Raw genomic sequence first — 26,749 nt, forward strand, 5'->3', positions numbered from 1 at the left:
CTCTACTGCGTTCGCGCCGCGCTTCTTCTATCATGGCTCCATCGTCACTCAAATGGAGACTTACGATGCGCAAGCCGCGGGATTTTGATTCGGAGCTGAGGGCGCTCGCCGACAAGGCGAAGCTGCTCAAGGAACGCCGCGTTCGCCAGCTCGGCGAACTCGTCATTGCGAGCGGCGCCGATGCGCTCGAAGCCGACATACTCGCGGGCGCGCTGCTCGGTGCCGCTGCCATTAAAGATGCGAGCGTGAAGGAGGAGTGGCGCAAGACGGGCGCGGCCTTCTTTCAGCGAGCGGAGCGCAAACCTGCGCCGCGATCTGAACAACAGCGGGAAAGCACTCTACCGCTCGACGACGGCGCGGCATCGCGTTGAAGCACGAAAGGCGCGAGGCGACATGCGCGAATGGGTGGTCAAGCGCCGCGAGCGCACGAAACAACTCATCGAACTCGGCGGGCTCGTCGTGAAGGCCGGACTCGTCGATCTCACCGACGACGATCGGGCGACGCTCTATGGCGCGTTCCTCGCCGTTGCTGCGATATTGGACGGCGAGGAACGCGACCAAATCATTGCGCTTTGGCGACGCAAAGGCAAGCGGGCGTTCGAGACCGAGCAGGAGACCGCCCGCGATAAACGTCCTTCACCGGTCGCGGCACGAGGACAAGGTGATGGTCGATAACGAAAGGCAGACGATGTTCACCGTGGGGCAGCACGCATTGCTGACGGCCGACTTCAGGGCGTCGGGCATCGATCCGGACGAGTTCGGTTTCACCGATCAGCTTGGCTTTCTGGCACGCGAAAGCAACGACCCCGCCTATCTCGCCAGATATGCGCAATGGGTTCTGACGCGGCCGATGTCTTCGGGCTATGAGGCGCATGTCCGGGTGACGGTGCCGAAGCTCGCCTATTTGCTCAGCGCCGCCTTCGCTGCCCAGGATGCACACGGCCGCTGCATCGCCGCCTGTTCGATGATGACGCGAATGCTTGACCTCCTACATGTCTGGAGTTTCGGCCTGTTCGGATCGGTCGTCATCGAAGCTCCCGATCGGGGCCTCAGGCGAACGATGCAGACGATCGCTTTCAAGCGCGATCCTGACCTCGATGCCGCTGCCGGTCATGCGTGGGTCTGCGCGCCGCCCTTTCTTCTTGTCGATACCACTTTGGCGCTTCAACGCTGGGACTCGGCGATCCTGCCGCTCGTTCCGGACGTCATTTTGGCCGACGCAGCGGCCCCGCGAGTCCATGCGCGCGTCGAGGATTGTGTCGATGATCGGGTGAGAGACTTGTTCGCCGAGACCGAAGGCTGGCACGACCCTTATTTGCATCATCGCCTCGACCCGAGCCTGAGGGGATTCCATCAAACATTTCCGGCGCGCGATGTCATAACGCCAAAGCTGCACATGCGTTTCGTTCCGGTCCTGATCCGGCAACCTTGCGAAACGCTGGCGGAGATCGAAGTGAAGCGCGGCGGGCCGTCCGGGGCGACAATCTGGAACAGTATCGTGGCACCGGCCTTCGGCATGGTCCCCTGCCATATGGGCGGCGATGAACGCGGCCAATACTCCGGCAGAAGCGTTGCCCGATCGCGACCAGGCTGCCATAGGCGCGCCATGACGCAGATATTGGCAGATACCGTTCTTCGGGTGATCGAACGCGCGCCGCAATGGATACGGCGTGACCTCGACAGCAAGGATGCGATCGTGCGCATCCGCGCCGAGGAATCGCTCGCGGCGATGATCGCCGATGCGCTGGACAGCCAAGCTGTCGGAGGCTGAAGGTTATTTCTTGAAGAGGGAGACGGTCTTCTTCTTGCGACCGCCGCCGCGGCCCTTGGTGCCGAGGCCGATTTCCTTCGCGAGCGCGCGGCGCTTCTCGGTATAGTTCGGTGCAACCATCGGATAATCTTTGGGCAGGTTCCATTTGGCGCGATAGTCGTCGGACGTCATGTTGTAATGCGTCATCAAGTGGCGCCGAAGCATCTTCATCTTCTTGCCATCTTCGAGACAGACGATGTAGTCGGGCTTCACCGACGAACGGATCGACACCGCCGGTTCCTGTTTGACTTCGGTTCCCGCAGTCGCGCCTAGTCCGGCTAGCGCATCGTGTACAGAACGAATGACCAGCGAAATATCCGATATGGCAACACTGTTGTTGCTCACATGCGCCGCAACAATATCGGCCGTCAGCGTGACGAGCGTTTCCTGATCTTCCATATCTGCTCTCCATCGGCGCAGTGCAATTTTATTGATTTGTGACATGCACGCAGTTTGTCCCCGCTTCAAGAGCGGGGCAGCAATCATGCGTTTGGCACCTAACCATAAAGGGCGGACCGGATCACTTCCCATCGCCATTCGAACGACAGGCGTTTCACCATAAGCTTGAAGCAAATGCGCGAGGCCAGCGATGGATAGTCCGCGCCAAGGATCGCATATTCTGCCTGCGCGCGGCGACGTTCGACATCGGCGCGGCCAATGCCGAGCCTCCGGCCGATTTCTTCATAGGACCGGCCATAATGATGGAAGAATATCCAGACGTGCCGGGTGAGTTCGGGTTGTTCGACCAGCCGCACCGGAATCTGCACCGTGTCGGCGATCTCGTCTCCATCGGCTTCGGCCGCCGTCATCGGTCGTTCCTCCGGCAAGGGCCGCCGCCGCCGGCGAAAATCCGCATATCCATGCGGGTAACGATGATCGGAAACCATGCGGTCGGCCAGCCATTCGTCGAACGGCTGCCAGCCAGAGCAGCGGAGTGCGTCGTTGACGCGCAACAGGCGGTCGCGCCGACGCCGGCACCACGGTCCGACGAAGCGCCATTGATCGACCGCAGCGACACCGGCGCGGCGCGATCGCACAACTGCCTTGCGTAGCAGTGCCGATAACTGCGCGACGAGGAACGCAGTTGCCGCTTCCTCATCGGCTGCGATGTCGGCAATTGGATCGGGCCACGCAATGTTGTTCGGATAGCCGCTTTCGGCGAAAGCAGCCGCGATCGTTTGCCGGTAGTCGCGCTGCAACCGCGCTTGCAAGGCGGCGGTCGCTGACCCGATGCCAGGCACTGGGTCCGTATAGCAGACATGCGCCCGAACGATCGCGCGCGCATCGGCGAGGCAGGTGTGGATGATGTCGCGATTGACCCCAAGCTCTCCCGCCATCTCGCCGATCTCGACGCCGTAGAAATTGTGGAGCAGGAACAGCGCGCGCGAAAGCGCGGGCAGGCTCAGTATCGCGTTGCGGCGGCGTTCGTCGTGACCGGTCATGATCAGCGCCTCACCATTGCGCCGCGATGGCCGCGCGACACAGCGCGAGCCCACGCATCATATGGTAATCGACGGTCTGGATGCAGACGCCAAGCTCGGCGGCGATTTGTTTGTAGGTCAAGCGATGGACGCGGTGCATCACGAACACGCGCCGGGTCTTGGGCGGCATCGCGCGAACGGTGCGCCGATAGAGGCGCTGCAAGTCGATTGCCTCGATCCGGCGCGTCTGCTCGGGTGGCGCCGGCGGGATGCGGTCCTCGTCGAGCGGAAAGAAGATAGGGCATCCCCGTTGCTTCCGGCGCACGCGGTCGATCAGCAGGTTGCGGGTGATCCGCGACAGATAGGCTTGCGGATTGTCGAGGCGTTCGAGCGCCCCGCTACCGAGCAGCCGCGCGAATGCCTCCTGCGCCAGATCGGGCGCCTCGTCGGGACCGACGCGCCGTCGCAGCTTGCGCAGCAGGCGCTGATGTTCGGCGCGATAGACGGCATTGAATACCGCGATCTCCAGAGGCGCGGTCACGGCCGCGCATCCCGCTCACGTCGGCGCGCGCCACCGGGACGCGAATGCCCGGTCACGTCACGGATGCGATCGAGCAAGGCGCGCAGGATGGGACGAACAGCGTCAAGGGTGAACCCGCCATCGTCGGGTCGCGGCTGGTCGAACTGGTGCGCATGACCCCATTTCCAATAGGGCGAGAGAACCGCCGCAAGGCGCGCCATGTCGGGGCAGTGATGCACGAAGCCCGTCGCATTGGCGTAGGCCAGTCCCTTCGCGATATCGAGCCGGACATGCCGGGCATTCCATCGGTCCGAAAAGCCGACGTCGAGCAGATGCGAGGTCAGCGCGAGCTGGGCGACGATGCCCGACTGATAAAGCATCTCGTCGCGCCGATCGTAGAAACCCCGGTCCAGCGATTCGAAAAAGGTTTCGGCATTGTGGTAGCGGAAGCGGCTTAAACTCCGCCGCTCCCTGGTCCGGACGAGCGCGGCCGGTTCATGGTCATACTGATCGTGAAGCAGCGTCAGCGCATGATCCCAGGGCGGGAGGATCGCCGATGTAGCAACCGGCGCAACGGTCAGCCCGCGCAGCAATGCGCGTCGAGACGTGCCACCCGTCGAATCGGCCAAAGGATATTCATGCTCTGCCATTGCCATGCCTCCATCCGTTGCGCCCTCCGGACCGCCGGGTGCAGTGTGAAGGATTATCCGATATCGCTTATAAGGCCAGCAGTGGCTATTTATCAATAACCGATATCTGTTAGTGAAGTTGCGATTGAAAGGGCATCATGGCCGGTTACGACGCTTCCATGGGAAGACCGCCGCTTGGAGTGAAAACGACCGTCATTCGCCTGCCGGAAGGGCTGGGAGAGCGGATTGACGATCTGATCGGCCCCAATCGGCGCGCCAAGTTCATCCGAGAAATCGTGGAACGCGAAGTCGAGCGGCTGGAACTTGAGCGCGAGAAGAAGGCCGGTGGGTCGTTTCCGGCCTGACGGAATATCCACAAACTATGGTCTTGCGCCGCCGGTCGGCTAGGCGCGCACCATCATTCCGCATGTGACCCCAGAATGCCCGGCGCTTTCGCGCCGGGCGAAAATTTGGAGGAACGGGCGTAGCCGTTCCTCCAACGATGATAGCGAAAGCCGATCAGGCCGCTTGGCGCATCTCCGGCTCTTCCTCGATCTGTGCCGGGGTCAGAAGCGGGGCGATGCGCGCGCTCCGCTCGACGCAGCCGATACCGCCACGATCCCTGTAGCCCGAAGGCGGGAAGGCGAAGTATTTGGGAAGCCAGCCCTCCACTTTCGCCCGGCCATTGCTGCCCGTGAGGCAATCGACAAGAATGCCGCGCTGCACCTTGGCCGTGGTGTCTGCATTGGCCTCGGCAACATCATCACCCGCAACCTCGGCAACGATGGCGGTGAGCAATTGCTTGTCGCGGATCAGGTCGGGCAACACCGTGTCATCCTGCCAGCAAGCGCGCATGTCGGTGCCGAGCAACCGGCCTAGCATGTCGATCTCGGCGCTGGCGACGGCAAGCGTCTCGCCCATGACCACGGGAAGGATGCTCATCACCGCCTCGTCGGACAGCGCAGCCAAGCGGACGAACAGCCCCGCAACACCATGTTCGCCATCATAGCCGCCGGTCACCGTCGGCGTTTCAGCGTCGAAACCGAGCAGTGCGAGCACCTCGCGTCGCTTCGTGTCGAACGCCGCTTCGCTTTGCGAAACCTCGACGCTCTCGGCAATCGCATCGCTGGCTGCGCGCTGCTTCTCGACATCGACCCGCCACAGCGGCGAACCGACGATGGCATGGGCGACGATCATGCGAAGCGCGATGCCCGGTTCGGACAACAGCGAGGCACGAACTGCGACATGGCGATGGAGGTCAATATAGTTGCCGAGTGCTGCACTGACCTCGGGCCGCGCCGGCTTGGCGGCATCGGAACCCATTTCACCCTTGGCCCGCCGCCGCGCCTCCTTGTTGGTGATATAACCTTCGTGGAAGGCAACCTCGCCGCGATGGCTGACGGTCACGAAGATTTTGCCGCCCTTCTTCTTCGGGCAGCGTTCATACTCCCAGCGATCGAAGTAGGCGCCGCGCTCCATGACGACGTCATCGGACCAGCCGGTGTCGTGATAGAAGCTGACCTGCTTCTCGACCTCGGCCATCTGCGCGGTCCAGAAAACTTCGCTATCGGCAAAATAGCGGTCCTCATCATACAAGTCAGAGACAATCTCGCCGGGGTAACCCGCGAGGTCGAACATCGCTACCTTGGTCGCAATCGCGCTGCCGCCGAACAGCCATGCTTTGAGCTGGCTCCCTGTAGGCGCGCGCTTCTCCGGACAATCGACGAGCGCCAGCCAGTCACGCTGCTGCGTCTTCGATGCGAGGGTCAGGTGCCTCATGGTGACGACATCGACCTTCTCGGTCCGATACATGGTGCGGATGCGAGGTAGCAGGTTGCCGATCGCGAGCGTCCGCTTGACCTGCAATGAGGTGAGGCCGAAGGTCAGCTCGATATCTTCGATGCTCCGGCCTTCGCGAACAAGTCGGGTGAAAGCTTCGCAGCGATTGATCTCGTCGGGGTCGAGGCGGGCGATATTCTCGATCAGCGAAGCTTCCAAGGCCGCCGCATCATCACCGGCTTCCATGACCGCGCAGGGCAGCGGGTCCATACCATCCTGCTCTCCGGCGATGGTAAGGGCTGCATGATAGCGCCGTTTGCCCGCAACGATCTCATAGGTGCCTTCCGCACCGCTCGGCCTGACGATCAGCGGCACGAGGATGCCTCGCGCCCGGACCGACGGCAGGATATTGGTAAGGTCCGGCTTCTTCGTGACCCCGCGCATGTTGGCGGGCGAAACCGAAAGATGTGCGATGTCGATATGCTTGAGTTCCATGATCTCTCTCCTTTGCTCTTCAACCACCGCAGCCCCGGCTGAGCGGGGTGGGCGTCGAGAGCGACCGGAGAGGCCCGCCATCAAGGCAGGGCGCACCCGAAGGGTCGGAACAAGGTGGAGAACCCCGCAGGGGTTGCGCCCTGCCGGGCGGGCCTCAGAGGAGAGCGACGACCACCTCGCACGGCCGGAGGCCCACGCCAGCGCGCAAAGCGCGATGACCTTCGGGCCGGGGCCATGCTCCGGCCCCTCGCGTCAGTCGATCGTCACGGCTTCAGCCGACGAGACGGCGCAGAGCGGCGGCTCGGTGGAGCGAAGCGGAATAGAGCACGACCGCCGCAGGCGGGACGCAAAGCTCGACGTATCGGCACCGGAATACGCCTGATCGGCACTGAAATGCCTCCCCCATTGCACGCGTCGGGCAAGGTGAGGCAGCCTGGCGCATAGCGGGCAGACCACCGGACAGGAGGTATGCGAGATATGCGAACGGAAATCGCAAGCCGATCGTTGATCCACGCCTCCGTCACGAGACGATGCGGTTCGTTCCAATGCTTTCCTATTGCCGCTTGTTGGCGCCGCGAGCCGCCGATTGGGCGACATTGTTCTCTAACGCCTGTTTTTGCACCCTATGGTGCGATGGTACGGAGATGCAGCGAAAAGGCACTTGCAAGACGGACGTCTATCATTGCAACCTGCCGCCAGGGAGCGTCGTCAACCATTAGGTGTTGGAGGTAATCCCGTGTCCGCTCCCGAAAGAATCGTCCGTCTCAAGACCGTACTCGACCGCACCGGGCTTTCGCGCTCGACCATCTACCGCAAGATGGCCGAGGGCACCTTCCCGCCGCAGTTGAAGATCGGCGTCCACGGCGCCGGCTGGCATGAATCGGCCATCGATCGCTGGATCGCCAACCCCGCCGCCTATCGCCCGGACAATGACAATGACGTGGAGCGCGGCGATGCACGAGGATGATCCGCTGCCGAAGGGGCACATTGCCCCCGCCAATGACAATGCGCCCTTGCTTCGCTCGGCCAAGGTCGATGCCGCGCTGACACGCATCGCCGAAGCGATCGGGCGGCATGTCGCCCGCGAGCACATCCGGGCGCGGAAAGCGGCCAACGACAATGAGCCGGGCGGCAGAAACCCGAGCCCCCTAAAGCGTTGACGCTAGGGGCTCCGGGCGCGACACTGTCTTATCGGTTGTGCGGGGCCTTGTGTTTCCGCCTTTCCAGAAGGACGATGCCATGATCCGCGCCGCGCTCTACGCCCGCTATTCCTCCGACCAGCAAAGCTCGGCGTCGATCGCCGACCAGCAGCGCATCTGTCGCGAGCGCGCGGAGCGGGAGAGGTGGCAACTCGTCGGCAGCTATGAGGATGCCGCCATCTCGGGCGCGAGCATGATCCTGCGGCCCGGTATTCAGTCGCTGCTCGCCGATGCGCAGGCTGGGAAGTTCGATATTGTCGTCGCCGAGGCGCTTGACCGCGTGTCGCGCGATCAGGCCGATGTCGCGACGCTCTTCAAGCATCTCCAGTTCGCGCGCGTGCCGCTCGTGACGCTCGCCGAAGGCGAGATTTCAGAGCTGCATGTCGGGCTCAAGGGCACGATGAACGCGCTGTTCCTCAAAGACCTCGCGAAGAAGACGCATCGCGGTCTGCGCGGGCGCGTCGAGAAAGGCTTCTCCGCAGGCGCGGTCGGCTATGGCTACCGCATGGTCCGGCGTCTCACCAGCGAGGGCGAACTGGTGCGAGGAGAACGCGAGATCGATCCCGTCGAAGCGCTCGTCATCGAACGCATCTTCACCGAGTTCGCAGCGGGGAAGAGTCCGGGCGCGATTGCTCGCGACCTTAATGCCGATGGCGTCACAGGCCCGGCAGGAAAGCCATGGCGCGACACGAGCATCCGCGGTGACGTGCGCCGGGGAACAGGCATTCTCAACAACGAGCTTTATGTCGGCGTGCGCGCTTGGAACCACAAGCATAGCGTCAAGGACCCGAGCACGGGCAAGGAGGTCATGCGCCTCAATCCCGAATCCGAATGGCTGAGGAATGCGGTGCCCGAGCTGCGCATCGTAAGCGATGATCTGTGGCAGGCCGCGAAGCGCCAGCAACAAGCGCTGGCCGAACGCTATACGGCGGTCAAGGAAGCCGCGCAGTCTCGAAGTGCGCAGGGTCTGCGGCGTCCGGCCTATCTGCTCTCGGGATTGCTGGAATGCGGCGTCTGTGGTGAGACCTATGCAATCGTCGTCGGCGATCGATACGGCTGTGTCGGGCATCATCGCCGGGGCTCGTGCACCAATAACCGGACGATCCGCCGCGAGGACCTCGAAAGCCGCGCGCTCGCGGGTATCGCCGAGAGGCTGGTATCGGCCGACAAGATCGAGGCCGCGGTTGCTGCCTATGCTGCATATATCAACCGCCAGAACCGTGAGCGACGCATTCAGGCCGATGCCGACCGGCGCGGGCTGGCCCGGATCGAGCGGGCGGTCGCGGGGATCATGGTGGCGATCGAGGACGGGCTGTATCAGCCCGCCATGAAGGCGCGCATGGCCGAGCTCGATCGCGAGAAAGCCGAAATCACCGCGCGGCTTGCCGAGGCGCCCGCCGATGTTCCCGACGTGCATCCCGGCATCGCCGAAATCTACAAGCGCAAGGTCGCGGCGCTGACCGACACGCTCGCAGACCCGAACACGCGGCTTGACGCTTCAAGCGACATTCGTTCGCTAGTCGGCAAAATCGTGCTGCATCCCGGCGGGAAGCGCGGCGAGGTCCACGCCACGCTTCACGGCTCGCTCATGGGCATTCTTGACTTCGTGAACGACAACCCGCAGCCCCGCGCCACCCGAGTTATAACAAAGGCGTCCCCGGGTTCGCGGGGATGACGAAAATGGGATGGCAACTTCCCACCCCAAAGCCGACAATCGCTCTTCTGCTTCGCAGCCCGCCTCAGCGTTTGGCGTGCTGGCGGTCGCCCCACAGGATCGCGCGGTGCTCGTCGGTGAAGCCCGTCAGCCCGCCCTCGATCGTCTCGGCGCGTGCGACGCCGACCGTCATCCCTTCGGCGACCGCCGGGCGTTCGAGCATCGCGGCGCCCCAGCGATCGACATTGGGGAAGCGCCCGGCCTTTTCGATGAGCTGGCGACGCAGATAGGGCAGGGTCGCCATGTCGGCGATGCTATAGTCGTCGCCGGCAAGCCACGCGGCCTCGCCGAGACGCTTGTCGATCACCATCATCAGCCGGTCGACCTCGCGGCTGTAGCGCGCGATCGCATATTCGTGTCGATCCTTGGCATAGTGCGTGAAATGCGCTTCCTGCCCGAACATCGGGCCGACCCCCGACACCTGGAACATCAGCCATTGCCAGCAGATCGCGCGCCCCGCCGGATCGGTCGGCATGAAGCGCCCGGTCTTTTCGGCGAGATAGAGCAGGATCGCGCCGGTTTCCCACAACACAAACCGCGCGCCGCCGGGCCCCTCTTCATCGACGATCACCGGCGTCTTGTTGTTCGGGTTGAGCGCGAGGAACTCGGGCGTCAACTGATCGCCCGCAAGAATGTCGATATATTCGAGCCGCCATTCGAGCCCCATTTCGAGGAGCGCGATCGCGATCTTGCGCGCATTGGGGGTCGGGCCACCATAGAGCGTGATCATCGCGTCAGGCCTCCCGTCCAAGCCAGCGTTTCAGTACGTCGGCGCTATCCTGTCCGACCGTCAGCGGGGCAGGGCGGCGAACGCTGCCCGGCGTCGCTGACAATTTGGGAAACACCCCCTGCATCGTGACCTCGCCGAACTCGTCGTCGGCGACCGTCACCAGCGCATCGCGCGCGGCGAAATGCGGGTCAGCCATCATGTCCTCGGCATCGAAGACGCGACCCGCGGGAACCCCCGCTTCGACCATCTTCGCTTCGAGTTCGGCGATCGTCAGCGTGCTCGTCCATTCACCGATCAGCACGTCGAGCTCCTCCTGCCGCACCCCGCGCGCGCGATGCGTCGCATAACGCGCGTCGCTCGCGAGTTCGGGGCGCCCCATTGCGGCGGCCAGGCGCGCGAAGACGCCGTCCTGATTGGCACCGATCAGATATTCGCCGTCCTTGCACGGATAGACGTTCGACGGTGCGATCGCGGGCAGCGTCGATCCGGTGCGGCGGCGCTTGGTGCCGCTCGCCGAATAGTCGGACACGGTCGATTCCATCACCTGCAGCACCGCTTCATAGAGCGCCGAATCGACGATCTGGCCTTCGCCCGTCTTGCTGCGGTGGTGGAGGGCGGCGAGCGCGCCCATGCAACCGTAAGTGGCGGCGAGCGTGTCGCCGATCGAGACCCCCATGCGTGCAGGCGGCAGGTCGGGATAGCCGACGATGCCGCGCCACCCGCCCATCGCCTCGCCGATGCCGCCGAAACCGGCGCGCGACGAATAGGGACCGGTCTGGCCATAGCCCGACACGCGCACGACGATCAGCCCGGGATTGGTCTTGCGTAGTTCGGCGGGGTCGAGATTCCATTTCTCGAGCGTGCCGGGACGGAAATTCTCGATCAATATATCGGCCTTGGCGATCAGCTCGCGCGCGAGCGCCTGGCCTTCCTCCGACCGCAAATCGACCGCCACCGAATATTTGTTGCGCGCGATCACGCGCCACCAGCTCGGTTTGTCGCCCTGGCCCCAGTTGCGCATCTGGTCGCCGGTCTCCGGCGGTTCGAGCTTGACGATCTCGGCGCCCATGTCGCCGAGAAGCTGGCCGCAGAAGGGACCGGCGATGAGCTGCCCCATCTCGACGACCCTGATGCCTTCCAGCGCGCCCCCGCTGCCCGTCTCGCTCATATCGTTCCTTTCGCGGCCGACTCTGGTAAGACGACCTGCCTCGCCCATGGCCTTTGTATACTTAGAATGCTATGTAATTTTCAACCTGCTAAATGACTCGGGATAATCGGGACGCAAGATGTTGAAAAATCATGCTGTGGAACTGGTCGAGGTCGGCCCGCGCGACGGGCTTCAGAATGAAGCGGCGATCGTTTCGACCGCCGACAAGCTGGAGCTGATCCGCCGTGCGATCGATTATGGTGTCCGCCGTATCGAGGTGACGAGCTTCGTCAATCCGAAGAAGGTGCCGCAGCTCGCCGACGCCGAGGAGCTGGTGGCGATGCTGCCCGACCGCGACGACGTGACCTGGATCGGGCTCGTCCTCAATCGCCGCGGCGCCGAGCGCGCGCTCGCTACCGGTCGGATCGACGAATTGGGTGCGGTGTGCGTGACGAGCGATAGTTTCGGCATCCGCAATCAAGGGCAAAGCTCGGACGAATCGCTCGCCGCCGCGATGGAGATCGTCGCGCTGGCGAAAGCGGCGGGGCGCAGCGGCCAGATCACGATCGCGACCGCCTTCGGCTGCCCGTTCGAGGGCAAGGTCGCGATCGATCGCGTCGTCGAAATGGCGAAGCGCGCCGCCGATGCTTCCCCACGCGAAATAGCGCTCGCCGATACGATCGGCGTCGGCGTGCCCGCGCAGGTTTCCGAGATGGTGGGCCGCGTGCGCGAGGCGGTCGGCGACCTGCCCGTGCGCGTCCATTTCCACAACACGCGCGGCACCGGCGTCGCGAATGTCTGGGCGGCGGTGAACGAAGGCGCGGCGACGGTCGATGCGTCGCTCGGCGGGCTCGGCGGCTGTCCCTTCGCGCCCGGCGCGGCGGGCAATGTCGCGACCGAGGATGTGATCTACATGCTCGAACAGTGTGGCATCCGGACGGGCGTGACGCTGCCGCAGGTCGTCGAGGCGGCCGGGTGGCTCACCGGCGTGATGGGCCGTCCGCTCCCGGCGATGGTCAGCAAGGCGCCCGCCTTTCCCTAGAAGGTCGCGAGCAGCGCCATCATCACGCCGGCGACGACGAGGAGCAGCCCGACGATCTCGTGCCAGCGCACCGGCTCGCGCAGGTAGAAATGCGCGAAGCCGATCGTGAAGACGACCTCGACCTGCCCGACGATGCGCACCAGTGCCGCCGGCGCCGCCGCGAAGCCGATATACCAGCAGGCCGAGCCGAGCGCCGACAACAGCCCGACCTGGCTCGAGTTCCGCCATGTGCGGCAAACTGCGCGCGCGGTGTCGCGGTCGCGCAGCAAAACCCACGTGAGGTGCAGTCCGGTCTGGATTGCCATGACGACAACGAGCGTGACGAGTGCCGAACCGATCAGGTCGACGCCGTCGAGCTCGGCGGTCGCAAGCTTCACCGCGATCGCGGCGAGCGCGAACATCGATCCCGCGCCGAGCCCGCACAGCGCGGCGGGCTGGCCCAGTGCGCGGCATATCTCACGCCCTGAAACCCCGCGTCCGGCCAGCGCGAGCACCAGCACGCCAGCAACACCCGCAACGATCCCGATCCACGCGAGCAGCGGCAGCCGCTCGCCGAGGAACAGCGCGGTGACGAGCGCCGCCTGCACCGCTTCGGTTTTTGAAAAGGCGGTGCCGACGACGAACCCGCGATGCCCGAACGCCATGATGAGCAGGATCGTCCCCGCCATCTGGGTGACCGCCCCGGCGACCGCGAAACCGCCGAAAGCGGTGCCGAACGCCGGGATCGCATCATGCTGGATCGTCAGCCAGATCGCGGCGAAAACGAGTGCGAAGGGCAGGCCGTACAGATAGCGAACCAACCCCGCGCCGCTGACGCTGAGCTCGGCGCGAAGCCGCTGTTGAAGCGCGGTTCGCCACGCCTGGAACAGGCCGCCGAACAGCGAGGCGGGAAGCCAGATCGGGTTCATCCCGCCCGCTGCCCGTGCATTTGATCTTCGACTCGTATCGCACTGTGCATGCGGCCCCATGCAATAGTTTTATTACTAAGTATATGGCGTGCACCGATCGCTGCCCCCGACCTGTTACGCCAATCAGCTAGACCCGCGGCGCGGCAAGTTGCAGGACAGGTGCGGGAGAGCAAATGACGCACATATATACCGCCGGGCCAGCGATCTGACATGGCCGAACTCGACCTGCCACTTTCGGACGAGCAACAGATGCTGCGTGATAGCATCCAGCGCTTCCTCGCCGACAATGCGCGTCCCGGCTGGCGCGAGCTTTCGGAGTCGCTCGGGCTAGCCGGCCTCGCGCTGCCCGAAAGCGCTGGCGGTTTCGGCGGCGGTCCGATCGACATCGCCGTCGTCATGGCCGAGCTGGGGCCGGCACTCGCGGGCGCCGACTGGCTTTCGCACGTCGCGGCAACGGCGCTGCTGGCGCGGGTCGTGCCCGATCATCCGGCGCTGGCTGATCTTGCGGTGGGCGGCCGCCGGATCGCCATCGTCTGCACGGCTTCGACCGCAGCGATGCCCGTCGTCGACGGCGAGCTGGCTCGCGGCAGCGCGGCACTCGTTGCAGGGGCAGCCGAAGCCGATTTGCTTCTCCTCGCGAGCGACGAGGCGTTGCTGCTCATCCCCGCCGATGGCGACAAGGTCGAACAGCGGCATCGCATCATGCACGACGGCAGCGTCTCGGCAGACCTTGCCTTCACGCTCAAGCCGGGGGACACCACTTCGCTCGCGAGCGGTAACGCCGCGCGCCTTTCGGCCGACTATGCGAACGACCTGATCCTTGCGGCGCGCTGCGCCGAAGCGGTCGGCCTGATGCAGCGAATGATTGCCGACAGCATCGATTATCTCGGCCAACGCAAGCAGTTCGGCACGCCGATCGGGCGTTTCCAGTCGCTGCGCCACCGCGCGGCCGACATGCAACTCGCGGCGATGAAGGCGGCGGCGCTGACCGAGGAAGCGATCCTCGCGGTCGATCAAGACCGCGCCGACCGCGCCCAGGCGGTCAGCGCCGCCTGCATCGAGGTCGGCGACGCGGTGCGCATCGTCGGCGAAAGCGCGGTACAGATCCACGGTGCGATGGGGCTGACCGAAGAGCTCAACCTCGGCGGCCATTTCAAGCGCGCGCTCGCGATTGCGGCGGCATTCGGCCCGCGCGCCGGTCATCTTGCGCGTTTTGCCGAGGCGGCTGCCTAACCCAGCATCGTCCTTGCGATCAGGTCGCGCTGGATCTCGTTCGATCCGGCGTAGATGGTCGCCGCGCGGTCGTTGAGGTAGCGCGGCACCGCGACCGCCAGCTCGGCGGGCGTCTGCCCGTCGGCGTCGGCCCATGCCGCGTGGCCCGCGATTTCGCACGCCAATGTGTCGATGCGCTGCGCGGTCTCGGTCCCCAGTATCTTGAGCGCCGAGGCATAGAGGGCCGCGCTGCCGCCAACGCCGCGCATCGCCTTCATCTCGAGCGCCTGCAGCGCCTTCAGCGTCACCGCCTCGCGGTCGAGCTGCGCGCGCAGCACCGGTTCGATGTCGTCGCGCGCGCGCAGCCGTTCGAGCCGTCCGATCAGCCCCGGCGCATATTTGCCGCCGCGCTCGAAGGTCAGCAGATGCTTCGCGACCGACCAGCCTTCATTCTCTTCGCCCAGCCGGTTCGCCTGCGGGACGCGGACGTCGTCGAAGAAGACCTGATTGAATTCATGGTCGCCCGCGAGCGTGCGGATCGGTTCGACTATGATCCCCGGCGTCGCCATGTCGAGCAGCAGGAAGCTGATCCCCGCCTGCGGCTTGCCTTCGTTCGACGTGCGGACAAGTGCGAACATGCGGTTGGCGAAATGCGCGTGCGTCGTCCAGATCTTCGACCCGTTCAGGATATAATCGCTGCCATCGGGCACCGCGCGCAATTGCAGCGCGGCCAGGTCGGATCCCGCGCCGGGCTCCGAAAAGCCCTGGCACCAATAATCCTCGCCCGATAATATGCGCGGCAGATAATGCGCGCGCTGTTCGGCGCTGCCATAATGCATGATCACCGGGGCGACCATCTTGAGACCCATCGGCGCGAGGTTCGGTGCCCCGGCCTGCGCGCACTCGGCGGCGAAGATGTAACGTTCGATCTCGCTCCATCCCGGGCCGCCGAATTCGGCGGGCCAGTCGGGCGCTGCCCAGCCTTTGGCATGGAGGATGCGCTGCCACGGCAGCGAGATGTCGGGATCGATAAAGACGCTTGTCGCACGCGCCGCACCGCGGCGGATATCGTCGGGCAGATGCGCGGCGAGGAAGGTGCTCACCTCATCGCGAAAGGCTGTCAGCGCCGGGTCGTTCAGCATGTCCATGCCCCGGACTTGTAGGTCGCGGTGAGGCGGGGCCAAGCTGGCACCTGCATCAGGCCGCGCGCGCGCCGACGAAGCCCAGCCCCGCGGCGATCTGGATCGACTGCGCGCGCCCGGTCGCGCCGAGCTTTGCCGCGGCGTTGCGCAGGTGGAACCGCACCGTCGATACCGACAGTGTCAATATGATCCCGATCTCGCCGTCGGTCTTGCCCGCCGCTGCCCAGCGCAGGCACTGCACCTCGCGGCGGGTCAGCGTCTGCGGCACGGTGGCGTTGCGCGGCCGGTCGCGCGCTTCATTGTGCGTCGCGACGAGCTTGAGCGCGAGATTGTGCAGGTCGCCGGCGTGCTTTGCGAACAGCGCCTCGACCCCGACGGGTTCGCGCGAGCACCAGAAGACGGCGCCGACCAGCCCGCGCGGCAGATGCACCGGCGCGATGATCGCTTCGCCGAAATTGGGCGTGTTTTTCGCCTGCGAGCAGTCCACCTCGTCGAGCAGATGCGTCGGCCGCCATGTGCCGAGATGTCCATCGCTGTAATAAAAGGGTTCGGCGACGAGCCGCGCGGCGGTCAGGAAAGCCAGTTGCAACGCCAGCTTGCGGTCGCGCCAATAGGCATAGTTCGGGTCGACCCATCGGAAACTCGTTTCGGCATAGGGGCGACCCGCCTCGTCGCTCATCGGTTCGGGGTCGCCGAGGTCGGCCTGCGCCGCGACGAAGGGCAGGCCGATCTTGTCGCCCGCTGCCTGCACCGCTGCAATCAGCGCGGGCATTTCCGCCCAGGATTCGCGCTGATGATCCATGCTCCGCTTTTCCCTCCGCTATCCTGACACAGGTGTCAGCTTGTTCGTCCGGCCGCAATCCTCTGTTTTGTCACGGTCCGGTTTCGCGCGACGCTCGCACAAAGACGAGCTCCGCGACAAGCCGTTTGAGGGAGGATGAGTGATGAAGGCAATGCGTATTTTCCTGGGCGCGGGTTCCGCGATGGGGCTCGCCCTGGCGGTGCCGGCGTTCGCCGCCGAGGAAGCGCCCGCCAATACGGTCGCGGCCGAAGGCGACATCATCGTCACTGCGCAGCGCCGCGCCGAATCGATGAACGACGTCGGCATGGCGATTCAGGCGGTCGACGGCGCGACGCTCGAAAACCTCCGCGTCACCGACATGCGCGACCTCACCACGGTGGCGCCGAGCTTCACCGTCTCGCAAAGCTATCAGGGCGTGCCGACCTATACGCTGCGCGGGATCGGCTTCAACACGATCAACCTCTCCTCGACCTCGACCGTCGGTACTTACGTGGACGAAGTCGCCTACGCCTATCCGATCATGAACACCGGCCCGGTCATGGACCTCGAACGCGTCGAAGTGCTCAAGGGGCCGCAGGGCACGCTCTATGGCCGCAACACGACCGCGGGCCTGATCAACTTCATCACCGCCAAACCGACCGACAGCTTCGAGGGCAGCATCAAGGCCGATCTCGGTAACTATCAGACGTATAATATCGGTGGTCATATCTCGGGCCCGCTCGGCGAGGGAATCGCGGCGCGCATCGCGTTCCGCAGCGAGAATAGCGACAAGGGCTGGCAGGTCAGCAATACGCGGGGCGAACGGCTCGGCGAGGTCGAGAAATATGGCGTGCGCGGGTCGCTCGCGATCGATCCCGCGCCGGGGACGCATTTCGATCTGTCGGTCACATATTGGCGCAACAAGTCGGACACCGTTGCCGGGCAGGGGATCGGTTTCACCCCCGCGACCAACCCGGTCAGCGGCACCAGCAACTCGCGCTTCTTCAACGCGCCGGGGCTTGCCACTTATCTGGCGAACAATTTCCCGACCAAGGCGAGCCAAGCCGACTGGGCGCCCGAAGCGTCGCGCTCGGCCGATATCGGCACCGGGCTCGGTCTCGATGGCCCGCTCGCCGAGGATAATCGTTTCTGGGGTCTCAAGCTGCGCTGGGACCAGGATCTCGGTGAGACGGCGAAGCTCGTCTCGCTCACCAGCTACAACGACTTCAAGCGCAACGCGCTCTCCGACTGGAGCGGCGCGCCGTTCGAAATCCTCCTCCAGAACACCGTCGGGCGGATCAAGAGCTTTGCGCAGGAACTGCATGTCGAGGGCGAGGCGGGCGCGGTGAACTGGCTCGTCGGCGGCTATTATGCGAACGACCGCATCATCGATTCCAACCGCACTCTGCTCGGCCAGAACGCCAACGTCGGACTGATCCGCGCGGCGGGGGCGCCGCTTCTCGCCAGCCCGATCTTCAATTCGGGCGGCTATACCCCGCTGCAACTCAGCCAGGCTTTTCGCACCTATGAGGATTTCGGGCGCATCCGCACCAGGACCTGGAGCATTTTCGGCAACGCCGATGCCGAACTGACCGACCAGCTCAAGCTCACCGTCGGGGTGCGCTATACCGAGGACAAACAGCGCTACAACGGCTGCTCGCGCGACTTCAACGGCAATATGCTGCCCAACGTCAACGTCGTGAACCGCGCGCTCTATCTGCAAACCTATGGCATGCTCGCGCCGCAGATTTCGCAAGGGCAGTGCAACACCTTCGACCCCGCGACGGGCACCTTCGGCGAGGTGCAGTCGCTGCTCAAGGAAAACAACGTCGCGTGGCGCGTCGCGCTCGACTGGTCGCCGAACGACGACACCTTGCTCTACGCCTCGGTGTCGCGCGGCTATAAATCGGGGACGACGCCGATCAACGCCGCAAACCTCGCGCGCCAGAATGCGCCGGTGAAACAGGAAAAGCTGACCGCCTACGAAGTCGGCGTGAAGGCGACGCTCGCCGACCGCGCGGTGCAGGCCAATCTCTCGGCCTTCTATTATGATTATCGCGACAAGCAGATCAGCACCTATTTCGCCGATCCGATCTATACCGCGCTCTCGCGCCTCGATAATGTCCCCGACAGCGAAGCCTATGGCGTCGAGGGCGAGCTGACGATCCGGCCGGCGACCGGCCTTACGATCGCGGCCAATGCGCTCTATCTGAAGACACGGATCAACGACTACAACGGCACCAACGCGGCGGGGCAGCCGCAGAATTTCGACGGCGCCGAATTCATCTACAGCCCCAAATTCCAGGGCAGCCTGACGCTCGCTTACGACACGCCGGTCAGCGACACGGTCAACCTGACCGGCGCGGTCAGCGCGCGTTACCAGAGCAAGTCGAACACGATCTTCGAGGATCTCGATCTCTACAAGGTCGATGCCTATGGCACGGTCAACGCGAGCCTTGGCCTGAAGGACGAAAGCGGCTGGTCGGTGTCGCTGTGGGCAAAGAACCTGTTCGACAAATATTACTGGTCGGCCGTCGCCAGCAACGCCAACGTCGTGGTGCGTTTCGCCAACCAGCCGCGAACCTATGGCCTGACCGTGGGTTACGAGTTTTAAAGGAGAAGAGCCGCGTGGCGCGTTTGGCGATGCAGAGTGAATATCTCGGGACGGCGATCGATTTCGCCGCGCCCCTCGGCGAGCCCGCGCTGCTCGCGCCCGACAGCGTCCAGTGGCGTATCTACAAGAACCCGATCGCGCTCGGCATCGGCGGGATCGCTGCGGTGCTGCTCGAATTCGCCGAGCCGCGTATCCGATCGGGGGTGTGGGACCATTCGACCTACAAGGCCGACCCGATCGGCCGCTCGCGCCGCACCGGGCTCGTCGCGATGCTCGCCTGCTATGGCCCCGCGAGCAGCGCGAAAGCCGTCATCGGGCAGGTGAACCGGATGCATGGCAAGGTCAAAGGCGATACGCCCGGCGGCACGAAATATCGCGCGCTCGATCCGGTATTGCTCGATTGGGTCGCCGCAACCGCTTCTTATGGCTTCCTGATGGCCTATGACCGTTTCGTTCATCGGATCAGCGATACCGACAAGGACCGCTTCATGGCCGATGGCGATGCGATCGGGCGCGAGTTCGGGGCGCGGCATACGCCGCCCACTGTCGATGCCTTCATGGCAATGATGGACGAACTCGAACCGTGCTTCGAACCGCATCCGATCATCTTCGAATTTCTCGACATTATCCAGTCGGGCCGCGCCGCGCCGGGCGTGCCGCGTTTCCTGCATCGCGCGATCGCGCGCGCGTCTGTGTCGCTGCTTCCGGGGCATATCCGGCGCCAGCTCGAACTCGGCCCGCGTTACGATCTGACGCGGTTCGACCGCACCGCGCTGCGCATCGCCGGCCGGCTTGCCGACCGTCACGTCGATCGCACCGCGCCGCATTGTCAGGCGAGCGTCCGCCTTGGCCTGCCGCATGATTTCCTGTTCAAATCACCCGCCGAGCAGCGGCGCTTGCTCGCCGCCTAGCTGCAGCGATTAAAGCCTGCGCCGCGCACCGCGCGCCCCGGCGTCGCGCCGCTATGCTCGCCATTCCGCAACACGCCAACGCCGTTGACGAAAACGTCGCGCATCCCGACCGAATATTGGTGCGGTTTCTCGAAGGTCGAGCGGTCGCCGATCGTCGCCGGATCGAACACCACGACATCGGCATAATAGCCGGGCTTCAGCGCCCCGCGATCCTTGATGCCCAAATTGGTCGCGGGCAGGGTGGTGAGGCGGTACACCGCCTGCTCGAGCGAAATCAGCTTTTCGTCGCGGACGTAGCGCCCGAGCAGCCGCGCGAAATTACCATAGGTACGCGGGTGTGCGCCCGATTTCAGGAAGACGCCCTCGGTCGCCTGCGACGCTGCGTCGGAGCCGAAGCTCATCCATGGCAGCTGGATCTGCCTCCGCACATTGTCCTCGGACATCAGGAAATAGACGGTGCCGACGCGCGAGCCGTCCTCGACGACGAGGTCCATCGCGACCTCTTCGGGGCTTTTGCCGCGCATCGCCGCGACCTCGGCGAGCGTCTTTCCGGTCAGCGGTTTCAGCGCGTCATTCTTGAACCCCGACAGGATCATCTTGTCGGCGCCCGCGCCGAAATAGAGATTTTCCCAGTCGCTGCCCGGCTTCTTCATCTCGGCGGCGACGCGCGCGCGGATCGCGGGGTCTTTCAGCCGCTTGATCCACTCCTCGAGCCCGCCTGCCTGCACCCACGTCGGCATCGCGGCGTCGAGCCCGGTCGCACCCGCGGTATAGGTGTACATGTCGGTCGTGATCTTCAGCCCTTCGGCGCGCGCCGCCTCGATCTTCTTCACGATCGTGTCGAGCTTGCTCCAGTTGCTGCGCCCCGCCATCTTGAGGTGATAGATTTCGGCCGGCGCGCCCGAGCGGCGCGAAATGTCGATCAGCTCGTCGACGGCTTCCTCGATCCGGTCGCCTTCGGAGCGCATGTGGCTGATATACATGCCGCCGCATTTCGCCGCTTCGCTCGTCAGCGCAACAAGTTCGTCGGTCTCGGCATAGGATCCCGGCGCATAGATGATTGAGCTGCCGACCCCCATCGCGCCTTCGTTCATCGCCTGACGGACGAGAGTGCGCATCCGGCCGAGCTGTTCGGGGGTCGGGTCGACATCGCCTTCGCCCAGCTCATGGACGCGCACCGTCGCGGCGCCGACGAAGCTCGCGACATTGGTCGACACGCCGCGCTTTTCGAGCCAGCCCAGATAATCGCCAAGCGATGTCCACTCGATGGGAAATTTGATGTCGCCCTGTCGTTCGGTCTCCAGCGCCTTCATCTTGGCGTTCACCGGCCCCATCGACCAGCCTTCGCCCATTACCTCCAGCGTGACGCCCTGCCTTATGTCGCTTTGGCTCTTGGGGTCGGCGATCAGCGACTCGGTCGCCCAGCTCAGCATGTTGATGAAGCCCGGCGCGACCGCCATGCCCTTGGCCGCAATCTCGGTCTTTGCGGTGCCGTCGACCTTGCCCACCGCGACGATGCGGTCGTCCTTGATCGCGACGTCGCCGACGACCGGCGCCTTGCCCGACCCGTCGTAGATCGTCCCGCCGCGGATGATGAGGTCGTAGGCGGGCGTCTGTGCGGCCACCGATGCGGATACCAGCATCGAACTGCAAAGCAGCATGAAGGAAGGTGCGAAGCGCCGGTGGGATGCCATCAGTTTCTCCGTGATCTGGGGTGTCAGCCGTGCAGGCTCATCAGGCTGTCCATCAGCCCGTCGTCGGCGCTCGAGCAGACGCCGAGAACCAGCGCCTCCTCATATCCCTCGGCGACGACATAGGCGTGGCCCATCGACGAATCGAGATAAATGCCCTGACCGGTCTTCAGCGCGACGGGGTCATAGAATTCGGTGTGAATCTCGACCTCGCCCTCAAGGACGAAGATGAATTCCTCGCCCTGATGGCGGACGAGATCGCCGAATTCGCGCGCACTGTGCGCGCGGATTCGCGTGATGATCGGGATCATCCGCTTTTGCCGCAGGTCGGTGCACAGATAGTGATAGTCGTAATTGTCGGTGGTGACGCGCACCGCCTGGTCGATCGTGCCGATGCTGCGGCGGCCGGTGACGCGCGGGGCCGTATCTTCGTCATCCTCGGCGAACAGGTCCGACATGCGGATGTTGAGTCGCTGGCTGAGCTGCTGGAGCTTGTCATAGCTCAGCGTCAGCCGGTCGTGCTCGACCTTCGACAGCGTCGAGACGGGGATGCCCGATTTCGCGCTCATTTCCTTGAGCGTCCAGCCGTTTCGCGAGCGAATGCTCTTCATCACCGTGCCGAGCGTTGGCGGGGCTCCGCGATCAGCCATTAATTTTTCCATTCCATATTTGACAATTTTCCAATCAGGATCATTATGTCCCTATCGGGCCAATAGATGTTGGTCCCTTGGTAAGGGGTCGCGCGGCTTGCTGCAAGATGTGACAGGCCGCGACAATGAAAAGGGGAAAGCGATGCGTTTCATCCGCAAGGCGATGATCGGGCTGGCGGCTTTTGCCGCGCTGCCGCTGGCGGCGCAGGGGCCTGTGCCCGCGCCCACCGTGAAGAAAGTCGAAACTGCCGCCGTTCCGGTTGCAAAAACCGCCACGGCGCCGGTCGCGCTCGACGCCAAGGATCTCGAAGCCTGGCTCGACGGCTATCTGCCCTATGCGCTCGAACGCGCGCGCATCCCGGGCGCGGTCGTCGTCGTCGTGCGCGGCAATCAAGTGGTGCTCCAAAAGGGCTATGGCTTCTCCGACGTCGCCAAGCGCGCGCCGGTTCTTCCCGAGACCACGCTGTTCCGGCCGGGATCGGTGTCGAAGCTCTTCACCTGGACCGCGGTGATGCAGCAGGTCGAGGCGGGCAAGATCGACCTCGACAAGGACGTCAACGCCTATCTCGATTTCAAGATTCCGCCCTATGAGGGCAAGCCGGTCACGATGCGCAACATCATGACGCACACCGCGGGTTTCCAGGAATCGATCCGCCATCTGATCAGCAGCGATCCCAAAGCGGTGATGACGCTGAAGAAGCAGATGCCGCTCGCGCTGCCCGACCGCGTCTTCGCGCCGGGTACGACGCCCGCTTACTCGAACTATGCGACCGCGCTCGCGGGCTATATCGTCGAGCGGGTGAGCGGCGAGGATTTCGACGATTATGTCGACAATCATATCTTCAAGCCGCTCGGCATGGCGCATTCGACCTTCCGCCAGCCGCTGCCCGCCCATCTCGCGCCGCATATGGCAAAGGGCTATCCCGACGTCACGCAAAAGGCGAAGCCGTTCGAGATCGTGGTCCCGGCACCCGCGGGCAGCCTGTCGGCGAGCGGCGCCGATATGGGCAAGTTCATGATCGCGCATCTGAACGACGGTGCGGGCCTACTGAAGCCCGAAACCGCGAAGCAGATGCATGATTTCAAGGCGCCCGGCGTCGGCCCGCTCAACAGCATGGCGCTCGGATTCTACGAACAATGGGTCAACGGCCACCGCGCGATCGCGCATGGCGGCGATACCGTCTGGTTCCACTCCTATCTGTGGCTGTTCCCCGACGCCGACATCGGCGTCTATATCTCGATGAACAGCGCGGGCACGCAGGGCGATGCGGGCGCGATCCGCAGCGCGCTGTTCCACAAATTCGCCGATCGCTACCTGCCCGGCAGCGAGAAGCCCGGTACCGTCGACGCCAAAACCGCCAAAGAACATGCGCAAATGATGGTCGGCCATTATGTCAGCAGCCGCGGCAGCTTCACCAATTTTGCCAGCCTGTTCGGCCTGCTCGGCCAGTTGACGATCTCGCTGACCGAGGACGGCAAGATCACGCTGCCGGCGCTCGACGGCCTTGGTGCCGGCGCACGCGACTGGGTCGAGGTCGAGCCCTTCGTATGGCGCGACACCGGCACCGGCGAACGTGTTGCCGCCGAGGTCAAGGACGGCCGCGTCGTGCGCTGGAGCGTCGATGGCGGTTCGCCCTTCATGGTGTTCGAACCCGCGCCGGCGAGCGTCAATGCGGCGTGGCTCAACCCCGCGCTGATCTTCGCTTTCGGCATCATCCTGCTCGCGGCGCTGGCATGGCCGGTGCGGGCGCTGGTACGCCGCAGCTTCAAGGCGGACTTCGCGCTTGAGGGCAAGGCGCGGCGCGCCTACCGCCTGTCGCGGGTCTTCGCCTGGCTCGCGCTCGGCGCGCTCGCCGGCTGGATCGGGCTGATCGCGGCCTTCTCGGCGGATATCGGCAGCCTCGGCGGCCCGCTCGACTGGCTGATCCACCTGCTGCGCATCCTGACGCCGCTCGCCGCCTTCGGGCTGCTCGCGACGGCGGGTTGGCACCTGTGGCTCGGCATCAAGGACAAGCGCCGCTGGACGATGAAACTCGGCGCGGTGCTGCTGATCCTCGCCGCGCTGATCCTCGTCTGGGTGACGCTCGTCTTCCATCTCTATGGCTTCGGGATGGTCTATTGATGGCGACGCAGCGCATGCGGGAATTGACGCTCGACCTTCGGGTCGAGCGTTTTCCATACCATCAGCCGTTTCGCATTTCGGGGCATGTCTTCACCGAAACCGCGCTGCTCGTCGCCGAGCTTTCGGACGGGACGCACGTCGGGCGCGGCGAGGGCGCCGGGGTCTATTATCTCGGCGACGATATCGACCATATGCTGGCAGAGGCGACGCGCGTGCGCGGGGCGATCGAAGACGGCGCGACGCGCGATGATCTGCAACAGCTTCTCCCCCCGGGCGGCGCGCGCAACGCGCTCGATTGCGCCTTCTGGGATCTGGAGGCCAAACAGACGGGGCTCCCGGTATGGGAACTCGCCGGGCTAAGCCCGCCCAAGGCGCTGCGCTCGACGCTGACGCTCGGGGCCGACCGTGCGGAGACGATGGCGAAAGCCGCGCTCGCGATCGATCCGGATGCCCCGATCAAGGTCAAGCTGACCGGCGATCTTGCCGACGATATCGCGCGCGTCGTCGCGATCCGCACCGCGCGGCCGCACGCGTGGATCGGGGTCGATGCCAATCAGGGTTATGACTTGGCGACGCTCGCCGAATTGCTGCCCGTGCTGGTGTCGGCGCGCGTGGCGCAGCTCGAACAGCCGCTGAAGCGCGGGCGCGAGGCCGATCTCGACGGATTGAAGCGCCCCTTGCCGTTCGTGGCCGACGAAAGCGCGCTGTCGCTCGCCGACACCGCCTCGCTCGTCGGCCGCTTCGACGTCGTGAATATCAAGCTCGATAAATGCGGCGGGCTGACCGAGGGGCTGGCGATCGCGCGGCAGGCGAAGAAGCTCGGCCTCGACGTCATGGTCGGCAATATGATGGGCACCAGCCTGTCGATGGCGCCATCCTATCTCGTCGGTCAGCTGTGCGACATCGTCGATCTCGACGGGCCGACCTTCCTTGCGCGCGATCGCGATCCGGGCGTCAGATATCGCGACGGCATGATCCATTGCCCGGCGGAAATTTGGGGATAATGACAAATTTATGTCCTAAACCGGTTGACAATTTTCTGATTAGGACAATAGTATAAATTGAAACTATAAAAGAGGGAGGTTGGGATGACGGCGTCGTTCCAGATTACGCGCCGCGCGGCACTCGCGGGCGTGGTGGGTGTCGCTGTGTCGGCGCCGATGATCAACAAGGGCGCCTATGCCTTTACCGCAGCGCCGGGGAAGAGCTACTCGCGCCGCGCGGTCGATCTGGTCGCCTCGTCGCTCGTCATCGACATGCTCGCGCCGCTTAAGATCACGCTCGACGAGAATTATGTCGCGCACCGGCTGACCGACGCCGAAGCGGCCGAGTTCCGGGCGAGCGGTATCACCGGCTTTCACAATGCTTATGGCCTTGGCGGCCCCGATGCGAAGGCGCAGGCGCTCGAATTCCTCGCCGGCTGGCAGGGTTTTGCCGGGCGCAACAGCCATGTCTTCACGCTCGTCGACACGGTCGCCGATCTCGACCGGGCCAAGGCCGACAAGAAATGCGCGGTCATCATGGGTATCCAGAATGCCGAACATTTCGAGCGGGTCGCCGATGTCGCGCTGTTCCGCCGGCTTGGCCTGCGCTGCGCGCAGCTGACCTATAACAGCCAGAATCGCATCGGATCGGGCAGCACCGAGCGCGTCGACGGCGGCGTCAGCGATTATGGCGCCGCGATCATCGCCGAGATGGAAAAGCAGCGCATGCTCGTCGACGTCTCGCATTGCGGCGACAAGACGACGCTCGACGCCATCGACATCGCCAAGGGGCCGATCGCGATCACGCACAGCAACGCCCGCGCGCTGGTCGACCACCCGCGCGTCAAGACCGACGCGGCGATCAAGGCGCTCGCGGCGAAGGGCGGGGTGATGGGGATCACCGGGGTGCGCATGTTCGTTCGCACGAGCGATCCGACCAATGTCGGGCATATGGCCGACCATATCGATCATGTCGCGAAGCTCGTCGGGGTCGACCATGTCGGCATCGGCTCGGACGCCGATCTGCACGGCTATGACGATATGAAGCCCGACGAATATGCCGCGCTCAAAGGCAGTTACAAGGGCAGCTACGCCTTCCGCGACAAGATCGACATCGACGGCTTCGACCATCCGCTCAAGACCTTCGATCTCACCGAAGAACTCATTCGACGGGGCTATTCCAACGAAAACATCCGGGCCGTGCTCGGTGGCAATTTCCGCCGCCTGCTGGCCCAAGTCTGGGGGTAAG

General features: G+C 64.4%; 26 protein-coding genes. 14 read left to right on the forward strand and 12 right to left on the reverse strand.

The genetic code is table 11. The features are described 5' to 3' along the window. Window positions 1-65: 65 nt before the first annotated feature. The 3 genes from ATE70_RS20545 (at window position 66) to ATE70_RS20555 (ending at window position 1,771) form a co-directional block, all read left to right on the forward strand. Window positions 66-371, forward strand: coding sequence for a conjugal transfer protein TraD (locus tag ATE70_RS20545; protein WP_058539434.1), 306 nt, complete (start codon window positions 66-68; stop codon window positions 369-371). 22 nt (window positions 372-393) lie between these two features. Next, entirely contained in the window at window positions 394-675 is a 282-nt protein-coding gene (locus tag ATE70_RS20550) for a conjugal transfer protein TraD (RefSeq protein WP_058539435.1), read from the forward strand. A 211-nt stretch (window positions 676-886) separates the two neighbouring features. Next, complete coding sequence (locus tag ATE70_RS20555; RefSeq protein ID WP_156419739.1) at window positions 887-1,771, forward strand: hypothetical protein; 885 nt, start codon at window positions 887-889, stop codon at window positions 1,769-1,771. Between the two features lie 3 nt (window positions 1,772-1,774). Here ATE70_RS20555 and ATE70_RS20560 read toward each other — a convergent pair whose 3' ends face one another. From ATE70_RS20560 to ATE70_RS20575, 4 genes are all read right to left on the reverse strand, one after another. Continuing rightward, on the reverse strand, window positions 1,775-2,209 hold the full coding sequence (locus ATE70_RS20560) for a MucR family transcriptional regulator (RefSeq protein ID WP_058539437.1): 435 nt from the start codon (window positions 2,207-2,209) through the stop codon (window positions 1,775-1,777). Between the two features lie 98 nt (window positions 2,210-2,307). Then, window positions 2,308-3,252, reverse strand: coding sequence for a hypothetical protein (locus tag ATE70_RS20565; RefSeq protein ID WP_058539438.1), 945 nt, complete (start codon window positions 3,250-3,252; stop codon window positions 2,308-2,310). A 10-nt stretch (window positions 3,253-3,262) separates the two neighbouring features. After that, a complete protein-coding gene (locus ATE70_RS20570; RefSeq protein ID WP_156420172.1) occupies window positions 3,263-3,772 on the reverse strand; it encodes a sigma-70 family RNA polymerase sigma factor in 510 nt (169 codons plus the stop codon). After that, window positions 3,769-4,401 (reverse strand): hypothetical protein, encoded by a 633-nt coding sequence (locus tag ATE70_RS20575; protein ID WP_058539439.1) that lies wholly within the window; start codon window positions 4,399-4,401, stop codon window positions 3,769-3,771. Before ATE70_RS20575 ends, ATE70_RS20570 begins: the two co-directional genes overlap by 4 nt. 137 nt (window positions 4,402-4,538) lie before the next feature. Here ATE70_RS20575 and ATE70_RS20580 point away from each other — a divergent pair, with 137 nt between their 5' ends. After that, entirely contained in the window at window positions 4,539-4,745 is a 207-nt protein-coding gene (locus ATE70_RS20580; RefSeq protein WP_197411526.1) for a hypothetical protein, read from the forward strand. A gap of 154 nt (window positions 4,746-4,899) precedes the next feature. Here ATE70_RS20580 and ATE70_RS20585 read toward each other — a convergent pair whose 3' ends face one another. After that, window positions 4,900-6,654 (reverse strand): ParB/RepB/Spo0J family partition protein, encoded by a 1,755-nt coding sequence (locus tag ATE70_RS20585; protein ID WP_058539440.1) that lies wholly within the window; start codon window positions 6,652-6,654, stop codon window positions 4,900-4,902. Window positions 6,655-7,390: 736 nt separating this feature from the next. Here ATE70_RS20585 and ATE70_RS20595 point away from each other — a divergent pair. The 3 genes from ATE70_RS20595 to ATE70_RS20605 all read left to right on the forward strand — a co-directional run bounded on the left by ATE70_RS20595 (window position 7,391) and on the right by ATE70_RS20605 (window position 9,528). Further along, on the forward strand, window positions 7,391-7,621 hold the full coding sequence (locus ATE70_RS20595; protein WP_058539442.1) for a helix-turn-helix transcriptional regulator: 231 nt from the start codon (window positions 7,391-7,393) through the stop codon (window positions 7,619-7,621). After that, on the forward strand, window positions 7,608-7,814 hold the full coding sequence (locus ATE70_RS20600; RefSeq protein ID WP_058539443.1) for a hypothetical protein: 207 nt from the start codon (window positions 7,608-7,610) through the stop codon (window positions 7,812-7,814). The genes ATE70_RS20595 and ATE70_RS20600 overlap by 14 nt, the downstream gene beginning before the upstream one ends. 79 nt (window positions 7,815-7,893) lie before the next feature. Then, window positions 7,894-9,528, forward strand: coding sequence for a recombinase family protein (locus tag ATE70_RS20605; protein ID WP_058539492.1), 1,635 nt, complete (start codon window positions 7,894-7,896; stop codon window positions 9,526-9,528). 64 nt (window positions 9,529-9,592) lie between these two features. Here the strand turns inward: ATE70_RS20605 and ATE70_RS20610 are convergent, their stop codons facing one another. Then, window positions 9,593-10,297, reverse strand: a complete 705-nt coding sequence (locus tag ATE70_RS20610) for a glutathione S-transferase family protein (RefSeq protein ID WP_058539444.1) — start codon at window positions 10,295-10,297, stop codon at window positions 9,593-9,595. A 4-nt stretch (window positions 10,298-10,301) separates the two neighbouring features. Continuing rightward, entirely contained in the window at window positions 10,302-11,465 is a 1,164-nt protein-coding gene (locus ATE70_RS20615) for a CaiB/BaiF CoA transferase family protein (RefSeq protein WP_058539445.1), read from the reverse strand. A gap of 118 nt (window positions 11,466-11,583) precedes the next feature. Here ATE70_RS20615 and ATE70_RS20620 point away from each other — a divergent pair, with 118 nt between their 5' ends. Further along, a complete protein-coding gene (locus tag ATE70_RS20620; protein ID WP_058539446.1) occupies window positions 11,584-12,486 on the forward strand; it encodes a hydroxymethylglutaryl-CoA lyase in 903 nt (300 codons plus the stop codon). Here ATE70_RS20620 and ATE70_RS20625 read toward each other — a convergent pair. After that, window positions 12,483-13,394, reverse strand: coding sequence for a DMT family transporter (locus tag ATE70_RS20625; RefSeq protein WP_058539447.1), 912 nt, complete (start codon window positions 13,392-13,394; stop codon window positions 12,483-12,485). The two genes, ATE70_RS20620 and ATE70_RS20625, sit on opposite strands and share 4 nt — an antisense overlap. A 210-nt stretch (window positions 13,395-13,604) precedes the next feature. Here ATE70_RS20625 and ATE70_RS20630 point away from each other — a divergent pair, with 210 nt between their 5' ends. Continuing rightward, window positions 13,605-14,627 (forward strand): acyl-CoA dehydrogenase family protein, encoded by a 1,023-nt coding sequence (locus ATE70_RS20630; RefSeq protein ID WP_058539448.1) that lies wholly within the window; start codon window positions 13,605-13,607, stop codon window positions 14,625-14,627. On the opposite strand, the gene ATE70_RS20635 is transcribed toward ATE70_RS20630, so the two are convergent. Beyond that, a complete protein-coding gene (locus ATE70_RS20635; protein ID WP_058539449.1) occupies window positions 14,624-15,754 on the reverse strand; it encodes an acyl-CoA dehydrogenase family protein in 1,131 nt (376 codons plus the stop codon). The two genes, ATE70_RS20630 and ATE70_RS20635, sit on opposite strands and share 4 nt — an antisense overlap. Before the next feature lie 49 nt (window positions 15,755-15,803). Further along, on the reverse strand, window positions 15,804-16,550 hold the full coding sequence (locus tag ATE70_RS20640; RefSeq protein WP_058539450.1) for a helix-turn-helix transcriptional regulator: 747 nt from the start codon (window positions 16,548-16,550) through the stop codon (window positions 15,804-15,806). Between the two features lie 142 nt (window positions 16,551-16,692). Here ATE70_RS20640 and ATE70_RS20645 point away from each other — a divergent pair, with 142 nt between their 5' ends. Further along, the gene (locus ATE70_RS20645) at window positions 16,693-19,143 is read left to right on the forward strand and encodes a TonB-dependent receptor (RefSeq protein WP_058539451.1); all 2,451 of its coding nucleotides are present in this window, start codon (window positions 16,693-16,695) and stop codon (window positions 19,141-19,143) included. 14 nt (window positions 19,144-19,157) lie between these two features. After that, complete coding sequence (locus ATE70_RS20650) at window positions 19,158-20,054, forward strand: oxygenase MpaB family protein (protein WP_231732785.1); 897 nt, start codon at window positions 19,158-19,160, stop codon at window positions 20,052-20,054. Here ATE70_RS20650 and ATE70_RS20655 read toward each other — a convergent pair. Further along, complete coding sequence (locus ATE70_RS20655; protein WP_082639470.1) at window positions 20,051-21,748, reverse strand: N-acyl-D-amino-acid deacylase family protein; 1,698 nt, start codon at window positions 21,746-21,748, stop codon at window positions 20,051-20,053. The genes ATE70_RS20650 and ATE70_RS20655 overlap by 4 nt on opposite strands. A gap of 23 nt (window positions 21,749-21,771) precedes the next feature. Then, the gene (locus ATE70_RS20660) at window positions 21,772-22,395 is read right to left on the reverse strand and encodes a helix-turn-helix domain-containing protein (RefSeq protein ID WP_058539452.1); all 624 of its coding nucleotides are present in this window, start codon (window positions 22,393-22,395) and stop codon (window positions 21,772-21,774) included. Between the two features lie 142 nt (window positions 22,396-22,537). Between ATE70_RS20660 and ATE70_RS20665 the strand changes: the two genes are divergently transcribed. From ATE70_RS20665 to ATE70_RS20675, 3 genes are all read left to right on the forward strand, one after another. Beyond that, window positions 22,538-24,517 (forward strand): serine hydrolase domain-containing protein, encoded by a 1,980-nt coding sequence (locus ATE70_RS20665; protein WP_058539495.1) that lies wholly within the window; start codon window positions 22,538-22,540, stop codon window positions 24,515-24,517. Between the two features lie 14 nt (window positions 24,518-24,531). Further along, complete coding sequence (locus tag ATE70_RS20670) at window positions 24,532-25,521, forward strand: dipeptide epimerase (protein WP_231740088.1); 990 nt, start codon at window positions 24,532-24,534, stop codon at window positions 25,519-25,521. 84 nt (window positions 25,522-25,605) lie between these two features. Further along, a complete protein-coding gene (locus tag ATE70_RS20675; RefSeq protein WP_058539454.1) occupies window positions 25,606-26,748 on the forward strand; it encodes a dipeptidase in 1,143 nt (380 codons plus the stop codon). The last annotated feature ends 1 nt before the right edge of the window (window position 26,749 follow it).

The sequence above is a fragment of the Sphingopyxis sp. H053 genome (genome assembly GCF_001468225.1).
GTDB lineage: Bacteria > Pseudomonadota > Alphaproteobacteria > Sphingomonadales > Sphingomonadaceae > Sphingopyxis.

Bases quoted from the DNA above. Each gene is read 5' to 3' on its own strand.
- ATE70_RS20620 (WP_058539446.1), top strand. From the start codon at position 11,584: ATGTTGAAAAATCATGCTGTGGAACTGGTCGAGGTCGGCCCGCGCGAC.
- ATE70_RS20560 (WP_058539437.1), bottom strand. From the start codon at position 2,209: ATGGAAGATCAGGAAACGCTCGTCACGCTGACGGCCGATATTGTTGCG.
- ATE70_RS20660 (WP_058539452.1), bottom strand. From the start codon at position 22,395: ATGGCTGATCGCGGAGCCCCGCCAACGCTCGGCACGGTGATGAAGAGC.
- ATE70_RS20610 (WP_058539444.1), bottom strand. From the start codon at position 10,297: ATGATCACGCTCTATGGTGGCCCGACCCCCAATGCGCGCAAGATCGCG.
- ATE70_RS20670 (WP_231740088.1), top strand. From the start codon at position 24,532: ATGCGGGAATTGACGCTCGACCTTCGGGTCGAGCGTTTTCCATACCAT.
- ATE70_RS20635 (WP_058539449.1), bottom strand. From the start codon at position 15,754: ATGGACATGCTGAACGACCCGGCGCTGACAGCCTTTCGCGATGAGGTG.
- ATE70_RS20580 (WP_197411526.1), top strand. From the start codon at position 4,539: ATGGCCGGTTACGACGCTTCCATGGGAAGACCGCCGCTTGGAGTGAAA.
- ATE70_RS20645 (WP_058539451.1), top strand. From the start codon at position 16,693: ATGAAGGCAATGCGTATTTTCCTGGGCGCGGGTTCCGCGATGGGGCTC.
- ATE70_RS20615 (WP_058539445.1), bottom strand. From the start codon at position 11,465: ATGAGCGAGACGGGCAGCGGGGGCGCGCTGGAAGGCATCAGGGTCGTC.
- ATE70_RS20600 (WP_058539443.1), top strand. From the start codon at position 7,608: ATGCACGAGGATGATCCGCTGCCGAAGGGGCACATTGCCCCCGCCAAT.
- ATE70_RS20665 (WP_058539495.1), top strand. From the start codon at position 22,538: ATGCGTTTCATCCGCAAGGCGATGATCGGGCTGGCGGCTTTTGCCGCG.
- ATE70_RS20625 (WP_058539447.1), bottom strand. From the start codon at position 13,394: ATGAACCCGATCTGGCTTCCCGCCTCGCTGTTCGGCGGCCTGTTCCAG.
- ATE70_RS20565 (WP_058539438.1), bottom strand. From the start codon at position 3,252: ATGACCGGTCACGACGAACGCCGCCGCAACGCGATACTGAGCCTGCCC.
- ATE70_RS20630 (WP_058539448.1), top strand. From the start codon at position 13,605: ATGGCCGAACTCGACCTGCCACTTTCGGACGAGCAACAGATGCTGCGT.
- ATE70_RS20655 (WP_082639470.1), bottom strand. From the start codon at position 21,748: ATGGCATCCCACCGGCGCTTCGCACCTTCCTTCATGCTGCTTTGCAGT.
- ATE70_RS20585 (WP_058539440.1), bottom strand. From the start codon at position 6,654: ATGGAACTCAAGCATATCGACATCGCACATCTTTCGGTTTCGCCCGCC.
- ATE70_RS20640 (WP_058539450.1), bottom strand. From the start codon at position 16,550: ATGGATCATCAGCGCGAATCCTGGGCGGAAATGCCCGCGCTGATTGCA.
- ATE70_RS20575 (WP_058539439.1), bottom strand. From the start codon at position 4,401: ATGGCAGAGCATGAATATCCTTTGGCCGATTCGACGGGTGGCACGTCT.
- ATE70_RS20545 (WP_058539434.1), top strand. From the start codon at position 66: ATGCGCAAGCCGCGGGATTTTGATTCGGAGCTGAGGGCGCTCGCCGAC.
- ATE70_RS20605 (WP_058539492.1), top strand. From the start codon at position 7,894: ATGATCCGCGCCGCGCTCTACGCCCGCTATTCCTCCGACCAGCAAAGC.
- ATE70_RS20675 (WP_058539454.1), top strand. From the start codon at position 25,606: ATGACGGCGTCGTTCCAGATTACGCGCCGCGCGGCACTCGCGGGCGTG.
- ATE70_RS20550 (WP_058539435.1), top strand. From the start codon at position 394: ATGCGCGAATGGGTGGTCAAGCGCCGCGAGCGCACGAAACAACTCATC.